General features: G+C 72.5%; 12 protein-coding genes and 1 riboswitch. Of the genes, 4 read left to right on the plus strand and 8 right to left on the minus strand.

All coding sequences use genetic code 11. From position 1 onward, the window contains the following. Window positions 1–333: 333 nt before the first annotated feature. The 5 genes from KV557_RS01210 to KV557_RS01230 form a co-directional block, all read right to left on the minus strand. Window positions 334–1,389, minus strand: a complete 1,056-nt coding sequence (locus tag KV557_RS01210) for a type III polyketide synthase (RefSeq protein WP_218197652.1) — start codon at window positions 1,387–1,389, stop codon at window positions 334–336. A 361-nt stretch (window positions 1,390–1,750) separates the two neighbouring features. Next, entirely contained in the window at window positions 1,751–2,956 is a 1,206-nt protein-coding gene (locus KV557_RS01215) for a cytochrome P450 (protein WP_218197653.1), read from the minus strand. Window positions 2,957–3,309: 353 nt separating this feature from the next. Then, window positions 3,310–5,547 (minus strand): FtsX-like permease family protein, encoded by a 2,238-nt coding sequence (locus tag KV557_RS01220; RefSeq protein WP_218197654.1) that lies wholly within the window; start codon window positions 5,545–5,547, stop codon window positions 3,310–3,312. Beyond that, a complete protein-coding gene (locus tag KV557_RS01225) occupies window positions 5,544–6,230 on the minus strand; it encodes an ABC transporter ATP-binding protein (RefSeq protein WP_218197655.1) in 687 nt (228 codons plus the stop codon). The genes KV557_RS01220 and KV557_RS01225 overlap by 4 nt, the downstream gene beginning before the upstream one ends. Continuing rightward, window positions 6,227–6,751 (minus strand): PadR family transcriptional regulator, encoded by a 525-nt coding sequence (locus tag KV557_RS01230; protein WP_218197656.1) that lies wholly within the window; start codon window positions 6,749–6,751, stop codon window positions 6,227–6,229. Before KV557_RS01230 ends, KV557_RS01225 begins: the two co-directional genes overlap by 4 nt. A gap of 252 nt (window positions 6,752–7,003) precedes the next feature. Here KV557_RS01230 and KV557_RS01235 point away from each other — a divergent pair, with 252 nt between their 5' ends. Continuing rightward, on the plus strand, window positions 7,004–7,657 hold the full coding sequence (locus KV557_RS01235) for an Rv1733c family protein (RefSeq protein ID WP_218197657.1): 654 nt from the start codon (window positions 7,004–7,006) through the stop codon (window positions 7,655–7,657). Between the two features lie 60 nt (window positions 7,658–7,717). Beyond that, window positions 7,718–8,278, plus strand: coding sequence for a hypothetical protein (locus tag KV557_RS01240; protein ID WP_218197658.1), 561 nt, complete (start codon window positions 7,718–7,720; stop codon window positions 8,276–8,278). A gap of 28 nt (window positions 8,279–8,306) precedes the next feature. Here KV557_RS01240 and KV557_RS01245 read toward each other — a convergent pair whose 3' ends face one another. The 3 genes from KV557_RS01245 to KV557_RS01255 form a co-directional block, all read right to left on the minus strand. Beyond that, window positions 8,307–8,984 (minus strand): YoaK family protein, encoded by a 678-nt coding sequence (locus KV557_RS01245; RefSeq protein ID WP_218197659.1) that lies wholly within the window; start codon window positions 8,982–8,984, stop codon window positions 8,307–8,309. A gap of 45 nt (window positions 8,985–9,029) precedes the next feature. Then, window positions 9,030–9,764, minus strand: coding sequence for an MgtC/SapB family protein (locus KV557_RS01250; protein ID WP_218197660.1), 735 nt, complete (start codon window positions 9,762–9,764; stop codon window positions 9,030–9,032). 103 nt (window positions 9,765–9,867) lie between these two features. After that, on the minus strand, window positions 9,868–11,514 hold the full coding sequence (locus KV557_RS01255; protein WP_218197661.1) for an NRAMP family divalent metal transporter: 1,647 nt from the start codon (window positions 11,512–11,514) through the stop codon (window positions 9,868–9,870). A gap of 394 nt (window positions 11,515–11,908) precedes the next feature. Further along, window positions 11,909–12,095, minus strand: a riboswitch (M-box (ykoK) riboswitch). 137 nt (window positions 12,096–12,232) lie between these two features. On the opposite strand from KV557_RS01255, the gene KV557_RS01260 reads away from it, so the two are divergent. After that, window positions 12,233–13,051, plus strand: coding sequence for an ABC transporter ATP-binding protein (locus KV557_RS01260; protein ID WP_218197662.1), 819 nt, complete (start codon window positions 12,233–12,235; stop codon window positions 13,049–13,051). Then, window positions 13,048–15,789 carry an ABC transporter permease gene (locus tag KV557_RS01265; protein WP_218197663.1) on the plus strand — a complete coding sequence of 914 codons (2,742 nt, stop codon included), beginning with the start codon at window positions 13,048–13,050 and terminating at the stop codon, window positions 15,787–15,789. The genes KV557_RS01260 and KV557_RS01265 overlap by 4 nt, the downstream gene beginning before the upstream one ends. Window positions 15,790–15,811: the final 22 nt, after the last annotated feature.

The raw sequence follows: 15,811 nt of genomic DNA on the forward strand, positions 1-15,811 counted from the left end.
ACCAGCCCGGCTGCCGCCAGCAGCGGCCGTCGCGGTACAGCGGGGGGAACACGGTTCCCGGGGCTTCCGTCTCCGGTCTTCACAGGCACACCTCCAGCCCGAGGCAAACACAGGAGCCGGCCCCCGCGTCGTCGCCACGGCGGTGCGCGGGTGCCGGCTCCTGTCCGGATCAGCCGATAGGGGTATGCCGACGGCCGGACGAACGGCCGGATGGAGGAGCGAAGCCACGGGACGGCAGCCGCCTGACAGCGACATCCAGCACCCTGGGCGACCGAACCCCACGACGGGCTCGATCGACCCGACTCGGAAGATGGAGCCGCTCGACTTCGCGCGTCAGGAATCGGGCGACGCCCAGGTGCCCAGGGACATCTCGGCGGTGATACCCGGGCCGAACCCGGCCAGCAGGCCGTGGTGGCCGTCGAGAGCCGAGTTCTCGTCGAACATCCGGGCCAGGGCGTCGAGCACGACCGCACTGGCGATGTTGCCGTACTGGGTGAGGGTGGCCCGGCTGAAGCGGAACGCCTCGGACGGCACCTCCAGGAAGTGGCTCAGGTCGTCCAGGATCCGTGGACCACCGGCGTGGACGATGTAGAAGTCCAGCATGCCCACATCCCACTGGTGCTGCTCCGCCACCGCACGCAGGGCCGGGCTGAGGGGCTCCATCGTCCCTGGCACCCGTTTGTCCAGCTGGAAGTGGAATCCGGTGGAGCAGACCGCGTAGGAGATCCACTCCTCGGTGTTCGGGATGAGGTACGAGCCGTTGCGCTCCAACCGGATCCCGGTCCCGCCCTCGCCCCGGACCACGGCGGCGGCGATCCCGTCGCCGAACAGGCCGTTGGACAGCAGCGACCCCACGCCCAGGTCGGTGGGCTGGTAGCACAGCGAGCAGAACTCGCAGGCCACGATCAGCACGTTGGCGCCCGGGTAGGCCGAGCAGAAGTCATGGGCCCGGTTCACCGCCGCGCCGCCGGCCGCACAGCCCAGTTGGGCGATCGGCAGCTGCCGGGTCTCCGACCGGAAGCCCAGCTTGTTGATCAGCCACGCCGTGAGCGACGGCATCATGAAACCGGTGCACGACACATAGACGATCAGGTCGATCTGCGACGGCTCCACCTGGGCCTGTTCGAGGGCCTTGACCACCACCGCCGGGACGCGGGCCTTGGACTCCAGCTCGAAGACGGCGCTCCGGGCGTCCCACCCCGGGTGCTTCAGCACCACCTCGATGGGTTGGATCAGATGCCGCTTCTGCACTCCGGTGTTCTTGATGAGGCGTAACGCCAGTTCGAGCTGTGGATGGCCGTGGTGGAGTCTGCGCGCCAGTTCGAGGGTTTCCTCGTTGGTGATGACGTGCTCGGGTACAGCTATCGCCGGTTTGCACAGAACTGCCATGGGACTTCCTCCTGACGGCAGTGTTCCCGGTGCGACCTTGGCGGGGGCGGGAATTCACCACTCGACGGCAGCCGCTGCGAGCCGCGCGCGGCGACGGCGCGGGCGGCGACGGCGCGGGCGGCTCGGACTCACCGGGCGGAACCCAACAGCGTGGCAGACGAGCCGACAGAGCGAGGATCGGATGCTCGCGGTGCGGGCGGTCGTGCTGGCCGCGAGTTGGTTCGGGCCACGTCAGCCCAATCTACGGAAGGTGGGCCCATCACGCACGTCGGCCCGCACACTCCGAGGTGTGCGGGCCGACGTGCGTGATGATGCCGGAAGCAACGTGGCGGCAGGCGAGCGCCGGAGCGTGGGGGCACCGTCACCAGGTGACTGGCAGCGCGAGCGGATAGCGCCAGATCGACGTGGTGTTCCACGCCAGCTCCGCGGCCGGCTTCGCCAGCGCGATCCTGGGGAAGCGCTCCAGCAGAGTCCCGAGGGCGACTTCGAGTTCGGTGATGGCCAGCGGTGCGCCGAGGCAGTGGTGCGCACCCCAGCCGAAGGTCATGTGGGAGGGGCTGGTCCGCTCCAGGTCCAGCTCGTCGGGCCGGTCGAACCTGCGGCCGTCTCGGTTGGCGGTCAGGTAGGAGACGTGCACGATGTCCCCCGCCGGGATCGTCACCCCGCTCAGCTCCACGTCCTCAAGGGCCACCCGGGGGATGCCGACGCCCTTGCGGAAGGGGATGAAGCGCAGCATCTCCTGGATCGCCTGGGTGAGCATCTCGGGCCGCTCGCGCAGTGCGGCGCGCACGTCGGGCCGGGTGAGGATGGTGTACGAGAGGTTGCCGAGCTCGTACGTCGTGGTGTCCTGGCCGGTGATCAGCAGGACCATGGCCATCACGGTGAGTTCCTTCTCGTCGAGGACCTCGTCGCCGTCGCGGGCCGTGGCCAGCGCGCTGATCAGGTCGTCACCGGGGTTCCTGCGCCGTTCGGCCGTCAGCTCGGCGAAGTACGCCCGTAGGTCGGCCTTGGCCCGCACCGCGTCCGGCTTGTTTCCCAGGCCCACGTTCATCATCGTCCGGGCGTTGGCGCGCAGCTGTGCGCTGTCGGCCTCGGGGATCTCCAGGACCTCGCAGATCGTGATCAGCGGGAGCGGGTGGGCCAGGTGCTCCATGAGGTCGGCCGGGGGACCCTGGTCCCGCATGCGGTCCAGCAGCTCGTTCACCACGTGCCGGGTACGGTCCCTCATCCGCTCGATGTGGTCGGGTGTGAAGCCCTTGGACACCAGGCTGCGCAGGCGGGCGCTGGCGGGCGGGTCCATGACGTTGATCGCCTCGGCCTGGACGATCGGCTCGGGAGTCATGCGCGGAAAGTCCCGGCCGACGACGGCGTGGCGGCTGAAACGCCGGTCAGTGGTCACTGTGCGCACGTCGTCGTACCCCGTGACGAGCCAAGCCTCCCCCTCACCGTAGGGGAGGCGGATGCGGCTGACCGGTGCGTCGTTCATGAGCTGCCGGAGCGTCGGGTCGAACTCAAGGGACTCGGCGAAGTCGAACGGGCAGTTCCGTGCGCTGGAGTCGGTGGACATGCGGACCTCCAGGTCTGGGCCGTGCGGGCCGGATGGGAAGGCGGATGGAATGGACGGAGCACCGGTACCCGATCGGTCGGCCGCACACACCGGTGGAAGCACGGGACCGCCGGTAATTCATCCGGGCTGATCAGCGGCGGGAGCGCCCGGTCGGACGTGCGGCGGTTGGGAGCGCTTCCCGGTGGACGCGCTGCCGGAGCCGATGTTCTACCCGTCGTCCCTCGTCCTGGCGGCCTGGCTGCCGGGGACGGACGGCGTCCGGCGGGCAGGGACGCACGCCTACCGGATCGGCTGAACACGCGCGAACCGCCCCGGGGCTCCCCTGTGGCCCCGGGGCGGTTCGCGGCGGATCGTCAGCCGTTGCGGGCTGCCCCGGGGCCGGTGATCCGCTTCAGCAGCGGCAGCGTCGAGGCGATGATGCCCAGGGACGCGACCAGGCCGGCGGCCGTCAGCCCGTAGTAGAGCGCGCCCGGCGACACCAGGTCGTAACTCATCTGCGACTTGAGGAACATGGCCGCCGCCGCGAAGCCCGTCCCGATCGAGATCGCCGACACCCCCAGCAGAGGCAGCGCGCTCTCCAGGCCGATCACCCGTTGCAGCAGGCGCAGCGGCGCCCCGGTCAGCCGCAGGATCGCGAACGGCCGCCTGCGGTCGGAGAGTCCGGCGACCACGCTCACCGCGAGGCTGCACCCGGCGATCGGCAGGGTGGTCAGCAGGACGACGTTCGCGAGCTGGCGCCAGCCCTGGAGTTGCTTCTGCGACTCGCTGCCCCAGTCGGCGGCCATCCTGGCCTCGTACGTCGGGTAGGCCGTGGTGAAGAGGGTCCGCAGCTGCTCCATGGCCGCCGACGAGCCGTCGGTGGTCGCGTAGATCAGCCGCACCGGCAGCCCGGCGACCTCCTGGGAGGAGACCGGCGCGGTCGGCCACTCCTGGTTACTCGCCTCCTGAAGATCGACGAACTGCCAGAACGGGACGGCCGCGACGGCCGCTCCGGGCGCGCAGTGACCGACCACCGGGATCTGCGCCAGCTCCGAGCAGAGCACGAGCGCGGGCGGGGGCATGGGCCGGGGGTCGTGCGGGTCCCTGCCGATCCCGGCCGGGTTGTCGTGCGCCAGCGCCAGGCCGCGAAACCCGGGAACGGCCCGGGCCGAGGCCAGGAGGCTCTCAGGCACGGCACCCATCGTCCGGGGACGGAACATGTCGAACGAGGGGGTGTGCACGACGGCCTTGCGCACCTCGGGATCGCCACTCAGGGAACCCCGGTTCGCGTTGATCGTGCCGATGACGCTCACCGTCGTGGTGACCACGAACAGCGCCAGCACCAGGCCCGCCACGGATCGGAACCCGGCCTTCGGGTCGTCCGCCAGCCGGCGCACCGCGATCAGCGTGGCCGGACGGCTCGTCCGCCGGGCCACCCCCTGGGCGGCCGTCTTGGTGAGCCACGGCCCGGCGATCACCAGGCCCAGCATCACCAGCAGGAAGCCGGTCAGATAGGCCGCCGACTGCCCGTTGGTGGTCGGCGGCCGGTTGTCCACGAAGTAGCCGAGCTCACCGAGGCCCGCCACCAGCGGGATCAGTCGCCAGGCGCGCGGCGGCTTCGGGGTCACCCGGCGGGAGACGCCCAGCGGCGAGATGGTGACTCGGCGCAGCGCGACCCGGGCGGCGATCGCCGCCGCCACCGGCACGCCCAGCGCGGCTCCGAGCGCCTGAAGCGCGGTCAGGCTCAGGTCGGAGGCGAAGAACCGGTCCCCGGTGAACGGCACGGTGGCCACCAGCGGGCGCAGCGCGGCGTACACGCCGAAGCCGACGGCCGTACCGATCACCGACGCCACCGTTGACTCGACCGCCGAGACCACCGACACCTGCCCCGGGGTCGCGCCCACCAGGCGCATCGCGGCGAAGCGCTGTTCGCGGGTGGCGGCGGAGAGGCGGGTCGCGGTGCCGATGAAGATCAGCACCGGGAAGATCAGCGCGCCGGCCACCACGGTGAGGATGAGCGTCATCGCGTCGCCGCGCACGCCGTGGCCGTAGCAGTCGTTGTCGCACTCGGCCGGCAGGGTGGTGGCGATGGTCGTGATCTGCCCGGCCCTCGGGCCCGCCTTGACCTCGTCCATCGTGCGGCCGATGACCACCGACAGGCTGTCCGGGGAGGGCAGCGCGTCGTCGCCCAGGGTTCCGGCGAGCCGGCCGGGGAAGCGGTCGCCCAATTCGACGGCCGGGACGTCGCGCAGCAGCTTTTCGAGGGCCGGCGAGGCGTAGTACTCGCCGGGGGCCGGCAACTTGCTCAGGCCCGGCGGGACCGGCGAGGTGGGCCCGGTCGGGGCGACCTCGGCCTCGAAGATCTCCTTGCCCTGGTAGAAGTCCCCGTGCGCGTACCACCAGAGCGGGTCGACCTGGGCCGTCTCGGTCCGGCTCTTGACCCCCGAATTCATCCAGAGCTGCCGCCCGTTGGCCTTGTCGATCGCGTTGACGCTCGCGAGCGTGGAGAGCAGCAGCCCGACGCCGATCGCCACGGCCGCCACGATCATCATCAGCCGGGCGACGGCCTCCCGGCCGCCGCTGACGGCCAGGCGGAGCGAGAAGGCGATCACGAGGCCACCGGCCCGGCGGAGAGCGTCCGGGCCTGGCCGTCGCGGACGATCGCCTCGCGGTCGGCGTAGGCGGCGACCCGGGGCTCGTGGGTGACCAGGATGACGGTGGTGCCCTGCTCGCGGGCCGAGGCGACCATCAGGTCCATCACCTGCTCGCCGGTCAGCGAGTCCAGGGCGCCGGTCGGCTCGTCGGCGAACAGCACCTGCGGGCGGGCCACCAGGCCGCGGGCCAGCGCGACGCGCTGCGCCTGACCGCCCGACAGCTCGCCGGAGCGGCGCTTCTCCAGGCCGTCCAGGCCGAGCCGGGCGAACCACGGCCGGGCCTCGGCCAGCGCGGCGGCGCGACGCACGCCGTTCAGCAGCAGCGGCAGGGCGACGTTCTCCTCCGCCGTCAACTCCGGTACCAGTTGGCCGAACTGGAACACGAACCCGAACCTGTCCCGGCGCAGGGCGCTGCGCTGGGCCTCGTTCATGGTGTCGAGCCGCTGCCCGTTGAAGTGCACCTCGCCCGAGTCGGGCACCAGGATGCCCGCCAGACAGTGCAGCAACGTCGACTTGCCCGAGCCGCTCGGGCCCATGATGGCCAGCACCTCGCCGGCCTCGACGGACAGGCCGGCCCCGCGCAGGGCCGGGGTTTCGCCGAAGGCGAGGGCGATGTCGCGGGCCTCGATCACGGCGGTCATGAGCGCACCGCCTCGGCCAGCGCGTCCAGGCGGGCGGTGGTGAGGTCGATCCAGCGCAGGTCCGCGTCCAGGTGGAACAGGCCGTGGTCGGCGAGCAGGGCGTCCACCAGGGCGCCGGTGCGGCGCAGTTCGGTGAGCTCGCGCATCCGGCGCAGGTGGGCGGCGCGCTGGGCGTCCAGGTACTCCTCGGCGTCGCGGCCCAGCATCAGGGCCAGCACCACCTTGGTGAACAGCACGCTCTGCAGGTTGGGTTCGGGCGCGACCGGGTCCTTGAGCCAGGTCTCGAACTCCGTCACCCCCGCCTCGGTGATCACGTAGCGCTTGCGCTCGGGGCCGTCGCCGGGCTCGGCCTCGCCGGCGACCACCTTGCCGTCGCGGGCCAGCCGGCCGAGCGTCGCGTACACCTGGCCGTACGGGAGGGGTTTCCCGCGGCCGAAGAAGGCGTCGTAGTCGCGCTTGAGGTCGTAGCCATGGCTGGGCTCGCGCTCCAGCAGGCCCAACAGGGTCAAGGGAACACTCATGGGAGGAGCATATCCCACGCGTATACCCTGAGTGTATATCTGGCGAGAATATAGCTCTGACCTGAGGAAACCCCTTAGGCAGGCGCGGGTGGGCAGGGCTTGTAGCGGGCCGAACACCCCGGTTCGGCGGGCACCCGCCCCGGTCGTACGCCCCCGCACGGCTCTTGTGCCCGAGTAAGCGTCGGGTGGACATTGGGTAACGGAACGCGGCCCACCACCGCACCACCCCAACACCTCTGAGGAGCCGTCATCGTGTCCAGCAGCCCCCGCCCGGTCCGGCCCGCGTCGCTCCTGCGCCGTGTCGGCCGCCGGCTGCGGCGGGTCGTCGGCGGACAGGGGGAGCCGCTCGTCCGGGCCGTCGACCGCGCCCGTGCCCGGGCCTGGGTCCTCGCCGCCCTGGGACTGCTGGTCGCCGTCGCCCTCTCCGTCGCCGGAGCCCTGGTCAGCTACCGCGCCGCCGCACCCGGGGCAGACGCCGACCGCGGGCGGCTCCACCAGGTCGACGCCGTGGTGCTGAGTGCGCCCCAACAGGGCACCGCCGGCAGCCGGTTCGCCGACGGGTACGAAAGCCGCGTCGACGCCGAGGCCGCCTGGACCTACCCCGCCGGACACCCGCACAGCGGCGTCGTCCAGGCACCCCGCGCGGCCACCGCCGGCACGGTCGTCCGCATCTGGGTCGACCCCGACGGCGCCGTCGCCACTCCCCCGCTCGACCGCGCCGCCCGCGCCGTCTCCGCCGCCTGCGCCGGCGCCGGCGGGCTGCTCGCCCTGCTGGCCCTCCTCGTCCTCGGCCTCCGGCTCCGGCTCCGGGCGCTCGACCGACGGGCCGACGCAGCCTGGGCCCGCTCCTGGGCCCGGCTCGAACCGCTCTGGAGCGGCCGGCCCTGCCATCGCCACGAGGACTGAAACCGGCGGCGGCCGAACCGCGTCTCCCCCGGCAGTCAATCCGTACTCGGGGGAACGAACATGAACAACCGTCGCACCGCTGTGGCCGCCGCGCTCGCGCTGGGCCTGGCCGCACTCGTCACGGCCTGTGGGCCGGACGACCCGGCCCCCGCGCCCGCCGCGGCGCCGCCCGCGGCCACCACCGCGGCCCCTGCCTCACCGGCACCGACCGCGAGCGCGGCGCCGACCGCGACCCCGGCCACGCCGACCACGCCGGCGCCGACGGCCTCGGAGGCCGTCAAGCCCTGCCACCAGGACCCGGCGCAGCCGGAGACCGTCAAGCTCGACTCGGCCACGACCGGCGGCGGGGTGACGAAGGTGAACCTGACGCCGGTGAGCTGCACGTACAAGGTCAGCAACGAGGAGGCCGTCGCCTACACGCCGACCGGCGACGCGGCGAGCTACGTGCTGGCGAAGAACGCGGTGGTGCAGGTCATCGAGTTCAGCGGGAAGGGCACGAAGGAGCGCACGATCACGCCTACCGAACTGCCGACGTACAAGCTCGCCAGTACCCCGTACTTCACGATCCACCGCGACGCGCAGGGGAAGGTGACGGCGATGAAGGAGATCTACCACCCGTAAGCAGGGAAGGTGCCCAAAGGGCCTCTCCTCACGCTCCGTTGGGGTGGGACCAGGGCGGGGTGGTCCGGCTGGGGCGGTGGAGGAGGGCGGCGACCGTGACGAGGAGGGCCAGGGCCAGCGCCAGCGCCGTCGGGACGTTCGCGTCGAGGACGAGGACGGCGCCCACCAGGGCTCCGGCGAACATCCAGAGGGCGGAGGCGAGTCGTCGGGGGCCGGTGCGGTCGGCGGCGAGGGCGGTGATCGTCATGGTCAGCACGGTCGTCGTCAGGTCGGGCACCTTGAGCGAGCGGACCACCGCGTTCTGGCCTCCCATCGCCAGGCCGAGCAGGCCGATCAGGGTGTAGCGGGCCGGGTCGGCGGTGTGGCCGGCCGCCGCGGCCAGGACGGTGCTCACCCCGACGAGCACCGCCTGGACGGCGACGGCGGCCCGGAGCAGCCGCCCGCGGTGGTCGGGCAGCCGCTCGGCGAGCCGGCCGCCGGCCAGCGCGCCGAGCAGGAAGGCGGCGAGGGCGGTGAGCGAGGCGGTCGCGGAGAGGTTGGCGGCACCGACCAGAGCGAAGGCGAGGAAGACCACGTTGCCGGTCATGTTGGCGACGAAGACATGGCCGAGCGTGAGGTAGCTGACTGCGTCCACGACGCCGGTGACGAAAGTGAGCACCAGCAGCATCGGCACGAGCGGCCCGTGCTTGGGGTCGGGTGTGAGCATCGGGCCTCCCGGTCGGTCGTGTGACGGCGCTTCCGTTCTACTCCCTCATGCGAGCGCCGCTTGGCTCGGGTCGTCCGGTTCGTCCTCCAGGTGCCAGTGCAGGTCGCGGACGCCCGGTTCGAGGGAGAGCCGGCTGACGACCTGTTCCAACGCAGGGGCGACCTGGCCGGTGATGGCCACGGTGGCGCGCAGGCTGGTGGCCTCGCCGTGGTCGGCGCGGCGGGCGCGCAGGCCGGTGGGGGCGAGTCCGGAGGCGCCGAGGGCCTGGAGCAGCAGGGCGCGGATGTGGCTCTCGGACTTGCGCTCGCACTCCAGGTGGACGGTGGCGCGGACGGTGGAGTCCGGGTCGCTGCCGGACTGCGGGGCGCGGTCGAGCAGTCGGCCGGCCGGGCGCAGCACCAGGTGGACGGCGAGCACGGCGAGCGTGCCGAGGACCGCCAGTTCCAGCTTGCCGGAGGCGGCGAGCACCCCGACCGCGGCCGAACACCACAGGGTGGCGGCGGTGTTGAGGCCGCGGACACCGGCGCCGTCGCGCAGGATGACGCCACCGCCGAGGAAGCCGATGCCGGAGACGACGTAGGAGGCGACCCGGGTCGGGCTGCCGGCGTCGCCGATGGCCTCGCTGTACAGGACGAACAAGGTGGCCCCGGCGGCGACCAGGGCGTTGGTGCGCAGGCCGGCCATCCGGGCCCGCCACTGGCGCTCGACGCCGATGAGCCCGCCGCAGGCGACGCCGGTGGCGAGCCGGATCAGGAAGTCGACGGTGGTCAGGGTGTGCACGGCGGCACCTCCTTCGGGATCGCGGGAATCACGCGGGAAAGCGGAACGGACGGGCGGCGGGCTCGCTGCCCACCACCCGTCCGTGCGGGGTGTCTCCGGTGGCTCAGTGGCTCAGTGCGGTCTGCACGATCTTGATGATGACCATGATCATCGCAACCAGCAGGTAGGCGCGCAGGGCACCCATGCCGACCTTGCGGGCGGTGGACATGACCGGCTTCTCCAGGGTCTCCAGCGGGGGCATCCGCCAGGTCTCGCGGCCGGTGCGGTCGATCGGGTCCTCCTTGGTGCCCCGGCGGCCGAAGGTGAAGAAGTACCCGGCGACCAGGACGCCCGCCACGCCGCAGCCGGCCATGATCCACAGGATCGCGTCGGAGCTGATGTCCGGCCAGACCACGGCGGCGGTCAGGATGAGCGACAGCATGACCAGGACGCCGACCACGGCCGAGGTGAAGGCGTTGGTCTTCGGACCGTTGACCCACGGGCCGAGGACGGCCTTGTCGTTGCAGAGCAGCAGCAGGAAGACGGTGGCGGAGGGCAGCAGGACACCGGCCAGCACCTGGACGAACTGCGTCATCAGGCCCTGGGTGTAGCCGGTGGACAGCAGGGTGATCGCGGCGGCGACCACGACCAGGCCGGCGTAGATCCCGTAGAAGCCCTTGGCGCCCTTGACGCCCCGGTGCAGGGAGTGCTTGATGCCGAAGACGTCGCCGATGGCGTAGGCGGTGGACAGCGATACGGCGAAGGCGCCGATGATCGAGGCGTCCAGCAGGGCGATGGCGAAGAGCACGCCCGCCAGGTGGCCGGCCTTGTCCTCGATGCCCTTGGCTACCGCGGCCGCGTCCGAGAACTGGCCGAAGCCGTCGGTGCCCGCGAAGGCAGCGGCCGTGAGGCCCATCATCGCGGCGGCGCCGACGATGACCACTGCGATGCCGATCCACAGGTCGACCTTCTCGTACTTCATGAAACGCGGGGTGATGCGCTTGTCGATGACGTACGACTGCTGGAAGAACAGCTGCCACGGGGCGACGGTGGTGCCGACGATGGAGACGATCACCAGCATCACGGCCGCGAGCTCGCCCGAGCCGCCCGGCATGCTCGGCACCACGAAGTCGTGCGCCATCTGCGAGGTCTTCGGGTGGACCATGAAGTAGATCGGCACCAGCAGCAGCGAGCCGACGCAGAGCGTGACCGCGACGCGCTCGAAGCGCTGGAAGGAGCCGGTGAACGCCGACGCGATGATGATCGCGGCGGCCAGCACCACCGCGGCGACCTTGGGCAGGCCCAGGTAGCCGGCCGCGAGGGTGACGCCGATGAACTCGGTCACCAGGGTCAGGGCGTTGAGCAGGAACAGGTCGATGACGCTGAACGCGCCCCAGAACTTGCCGAAGCGCTCCAGGATGAGCCGCGCGTGGCCGACGCCGGTGACGGCGCCGAGACGCAGCACCATCTCCTGGTTGACGTACAGCACGGGGACGAGCATGAGCAGCGTCCACAGCAGCTGGGTGCCGTAGTTCTGACCCGCCTGCCCGTAGGTGGAGAAGGCGCCGGCGTCGTTGTCGCCGACCATCACGATCAGGCCGGGGCCGATGATCGCGAGCAGCGTCTTCACTCTTGCGGACAGCCCCTGGCGCGGGGCGTCGTCATCGAGCCGGATGGTGCCGAGGGCACCCTTGATGTCGCCGACATGGGCGTCGTCCAGCACCGCGGTGCGAGCGGTGGGAACCTGCGGGTCCAGCATCACGTTGGCCATGGTGGAGCCTCCCCGCCCCCTGCCTTGAGGGGGCCTTCAGGGGGCACGCAGCAGCAATCCTCCCTGCGGGCGCACAGCATCGGACGGCCGCACGGCAGCATGAGCCGGCTCGGGGCGGGCTCGGGTGCCGTGATGGCATGACGATACGTCAGACGGCTTGCGTCAGGGCGAGGTTGAGCGCATCGCAGAGCGAGGCGCAGCGCAGGACGAAGCGTCGGGTGAACGCGCAGGGAAGGTTGTTACCGCGTGCCGGAGGTGTTCGAGAGCAAGCGGGGGTAGGGGCAACTATGGCCCGGACTACTGGAGTCCATGTTTCTCGCCTCCTCCCGGCCGGGGGCGCACCGTCTGTGCGCCGCGTCACGACACGGCAAGGAGCACACCGGTCCGCCGGACCGGTACACCCCAACTCGTCAGAGCTTTGGCACTTCACGGCGTAATCCCCGGACGCAATCGGTCCTGCGGGGAAGCCACTTGGGATCAACCCTTAACTCGGGAAGATCTGTCCTGAACCTGGGCGTCTCTCGACGTCGTCGGGTCAGTGGCCTGTGTCCGTGAAGACGCCTCACCGAACGAGGTGCCTTTTCAAACCTCGAAAAGCATAGACCCTCCCGCGGTGGCGCCGTGCAGCTTTTCAGGTCATCTTCGACAGCTTTGTAGAACCTTGACCAAATCTGCACGGCTCGGCGCACCCCTTCCGGCATATATAGTTCATCGACATATGCAGCTGAACAGCTCACGAGGGGGAAGTGTGTCCAACACCGATCCGACCCGGCCCGCGCCGGTCCTGCACCTCGCCAACGTCTCCCGGGTGCACGGACAGGGCGCCGCCCAGGTCCGCGCCCTGCACGGGGTCGACCTGGCGGTCCGCCCGGGCGAGTTCGTCGCCGTCATGGGGCCGTCCGGCTCCGGCAAGTCGACCCTGCTGACGCTGGCCGGCGGGCTGGACGCGCCCACCGACGGCGAGGTCCTGGTCGAGGGCATCGGGCTCGGCGGCCTCGGCCGGCGCCGGCTCGCCGACCTGCGGCGCCGCTCGATCGGCTACGTCTTCCAGGACTACAACCTGATCCCGGCGCTCACCGCCGCCGAGAACATCTCCCTGCCCCGCGAACTCGACGGCGTCCCCGGGCGGACCGCCCGGCGGGAAGCGCTGGCGGCGCTGGAGGAGCTCGGCATCCCGGAGCTCGCCGACCGCTTCCCCCACGACATGTCCGGCGGCCAGCAGCAGCGCGTCGCCATCGCCCGGGCCCTGATCGGGGAGCGGCGCCTGGTGCTCGCCGACGAGCCCACCGGCGCCCTCGACTCCGCCACCGGGGACGCAGTGCTGGCGGTGCTGCGCGCCCGGTGCGACGCCGGAGCCGCCGCCATGATGGTCACCCACGAGGCGACGCACGCGAGTTGGGCCGACCGCGTGATCCACCTGCGGGACGGCGCGGTCGCCTCCGAGAGCGCCGGACGGCGGTCGGGCAACCGGGCGCCGGCCGGCAGCCCCAACGGCAGTGCGGTCGGCGGCAGCGCGCTCGGCGAGGTGGCCTGGTGAAGCTCGGCGCATGGAAGGTCGCCCTGCGCATCGCCCGCCGCGACGCCCTGCGCGCCAAGGGCCGCAGCGCGCTCATCGTCGCGATGGTCGCGCTGCCCGTCCTCGGCGTCACCGGCGCCGACGTCGTGCACCGCAGCGGGCAGCTCACCCCGGCGGAGCGGGTCGAACGGGTGGTCGGCGGCGCGGACGCCCTGGTCACCGCCTACACGCCCGGACGCACCGTCGAGCAGCGCCCGATCGCCGAGGACGGCGCGCTCTCCGTCCAGCCCCGCGAGGGTCAGCCGCCCACGCCCGAGCAGCAGCGTGGCGCCTCGACCGAACCGCTCACCCTCGTTGGCCAACTGCTGCCGCCCGGCAGCAAGTTGACCGCCGCCCGGTACGGCCCCGAGACCGGCGCCACCTCCCCCGAGGGCCTGGTCCGCACCCGGACCGCCGAGGCCGACCTCAGCGACCCCGTCTGGCGGGGCCGGCTCGACCTGGTCGACGGCCGGGCCCCGAACGCGCCGCACGAGGTGGCCGTCACCCGGCCCTTCCTCGAATGGTCCGGGCTCGCGGTGGGCGGCACCACCACGTTCAAGGGGATGGAGCAGACGACGTACACCATCACCGGTGTCGTCGAGCACCCGGACGAGCTCGGCAAGGTCGAACTCATCGGCAGGCCGGGCGAGTTGCTCGAGCCGCTGGCGGCCGCCACACCTGCCGACCACCCGGCCCCCGGCGGGTCGGCCGCCGCCGAGCACAGCTCCTGGCTCGTCCGCCTCCCGGCCGGGGCGGGCCTCGACTGGGCCAAGGTCCAGGAGCTCAACGCGTACGGGTACACCCTCACCGCGCGCTCCGTCGCGCTCGACCCGCCGCCGTCCGGGGCCGTCCCCTACAACCGGGACCAGTACCGGACCGAGGACCCGGCGGCCGGGAACAGCACCAAGGTCGTCGTCGCCACCGTCACCGGGATGGCGCTGCTGGAGGTCGCGCTGCTCGCCGGGCCCGCGTTCGCGGTCGGCGCCCGCCGCTCCCGCCGCCAGCTCGCCCTGCTCGGCGCCGCCGGCGGCAGCCGGGCGCACGTCGGCGCGGTGGTGCTCGGCGCCGGGATCGTCCTCGGGCTGGCCGGGGCCGTCGTCGGGGTGGCCCTCGGCACCGGTGCGGTCGCCGCGCTCCGCCCGTGGATCGAACGGGCCGGCGGCGCCCGCTTCGGCCACTTCGCCGTACCGCCGCTGGACCTGCTCGCGATCGCCGGGATCGGCCTGTTCACCGCCCTGCTCGCGGCCGCCCTGCCCGCCGTGCAGGCCGCCCGGCGCAGCGTCACCGCCGGGCTCACCGGCCGGGACACGGTCCGTGCCCCCAGTCGATCGGTCGCCGTGCTCGGCGCGCTGCTCATGGCCGCCGGCGCCCTGATCGCGCTCTACGGCGTGGGCGCGCAGCAGCACGGCACGGCGGTGGTCAGCACGTTCGACGCCCGCACGCTCACCGTGCTGGGCGGCTCCGTCCTTGCCGAACTCGGGCTGCTCGCCTGCACCCCGCTGCTGGTCGCCGTGATCGGCCGGCTCGCCCGATGGCTGCCGCTCGCACCCCGGCTCGCCCTGCGCGACTCGGCCCGGCACCGCTCGCGCACCGCGCCCGCCGTCGCCGCCGTGATGGCCGCCGTGGCCGGAGCCGTCGCGATCGGCGTCTACACCGCGAGTACCGACGCCCAGAACCGCACCGCCTACCGGCCGCAGGCCCCGTACGGCGCCGTCCAGCTCACCTCCTACGCCGACGAGGCCCAACTCGGGCTGCTGCGCGCCGAGATGGAGCGCGAGATCGCCGGACTCGGCCCGCGCGCCGACCTCGCCCAGGCGGTGTACAAGTGGTGCCCCGGCTGCTCCAGCATCGTCCAGCCCAAGGGGCCGGTGAACTGGCGCAGGCCGGCCGGCCCGCCGCGCGTGCTGGTCGGCGACGCCGCCGTGCTGCACAACCAGTTCGGCCTCCACGACGCGGCCGCCGAACAGGCGCTCGCGGCCGGAAAGATCCTCGTCTTCGACCGCAACTACCTCCACGACGGCAAGGTCGTGCTCCAGATGCGCGGTGGCGGCGGCGCGCCGCTGAAGCCGGGCGAGATCCCCAAACCCGACTTCCAGGAGATCCCCGTCGACGCGGTGCTGGTCGAGAACCCGACCGCCGCCGGGTACGGCCCCGCGCTGGTGAGCGCCGCGGCCCTGCCGCAGCTCGGGCTCGCCGCGCAGACCACCGGGTCGGTGTGGCTGCCCGCCACCCCGCCGGACCGCAGGACGCAGCAGCGCGCCGAGGCCGCCGCACTGCGCTTCGACCGCTCGGCCCAGCTGGACGTCGAGCGCGGCTACGAGCCGAAGAGCGACGCCCTCACCCTGGCGCTCGGCGGGTTCGCCGGCCTGGTGGTGCTCGGCGCGGCCGGGATCGCCACCGGCCTGGCCGCCGCCGACTCCCCGCAGGACCAGGCCACCCTCGCCGCCGTCGGCGCGCCGCCGCGGATCCGGCGGACGCTGGCCGGGCTGCAGTGCGCGCTGATCGCGCTGCTGGGGGCCGTGCTGGGAGCGGTCAACGGGTTCGTGCCCGCCCTCGGGCTGCTGAAGTCCCGGGCGTCCGGCTTCGGCGCGCCGGCCCTCGTGATCAGCGCGCCGTGGGGTCAGCTCCTGCTGATCACCCTGGTGCTGCCGGTCCTGGCGGGCCTGCTGGCGGCGGCGCTGACGCCCTCCCGGATCCCGCTGGCCCGGCGGATCTCCTGACGGGGGTGCGCCCGCCCTCTCT

The sequence above is a fragment of the Kitasatospora aureofaciens genome (assembly GCF_019192735.1).
GTDB classification, from domain to species: domain Bacteria; phylum Actinomycetota; class Actinomycetes; order Streptomycetales; family Streptomycetaceae; genus Kitasatospora; species Kitasatospora aureofaciens_A.

Coding starts and splice junctions, on each gene's coding strand:
- KV557_RS01255 (WP_218197661.1), bottom strand. CDS start 11,514: ATGGCCAACGTGATGCTGGACCCGCAGGTTCCCACCGCTCGCACCGCG.
- KV557_RS01240 (WP_218197658.1), top strand. CDS start 7,718: ATGAACAACCGTCGCACCGCTGTGGCCGCCGCGCTCGCGCTGGGCCTG.
- KV557_RS01230 (WP_218197656.1), bottom strand. CDS start 6,751: ATGAGTGTTCCCTTGACCCTGTTGGGCCTGCTGGAGCGCGAGCCCAGC.
- KV557_RS01210 (WP_218197652.1), bottom strand. CDS start 1,389: ATGGCAGTTCTGTGCAAACCGGCGATAGCTGTACCCGAGCACGTCATC.
- KV557_RS01260 (WP_218197662.1), top strand. CDS start 12,233: ATGCAGCTGAACAGCTCACGAGGGGGAAGTGTGTCCAACACCGATCCG.
- KV557_RS01215 (WP_218197653.1), bottom strand. CDS start 2,956: ATGTCCACCGACTCCAGCGCACGGAACTGCCCGTTCGACTTCGCCGAG.
- KV557_RS01245 (WP_218197659.1), bottom strand. CDS start 8,984: ATGCTCACACCCGACCCCAAGCACGGGCCGCTCGTGCCGATGCTGCTG.
- KV557_RS01225 (WP_218197655.1), bottom strand. CDS start 6,230: ATGACCGCCGTGATCGAGGCCCGCGACATCGCCCTCGCCTTCGGCGAA.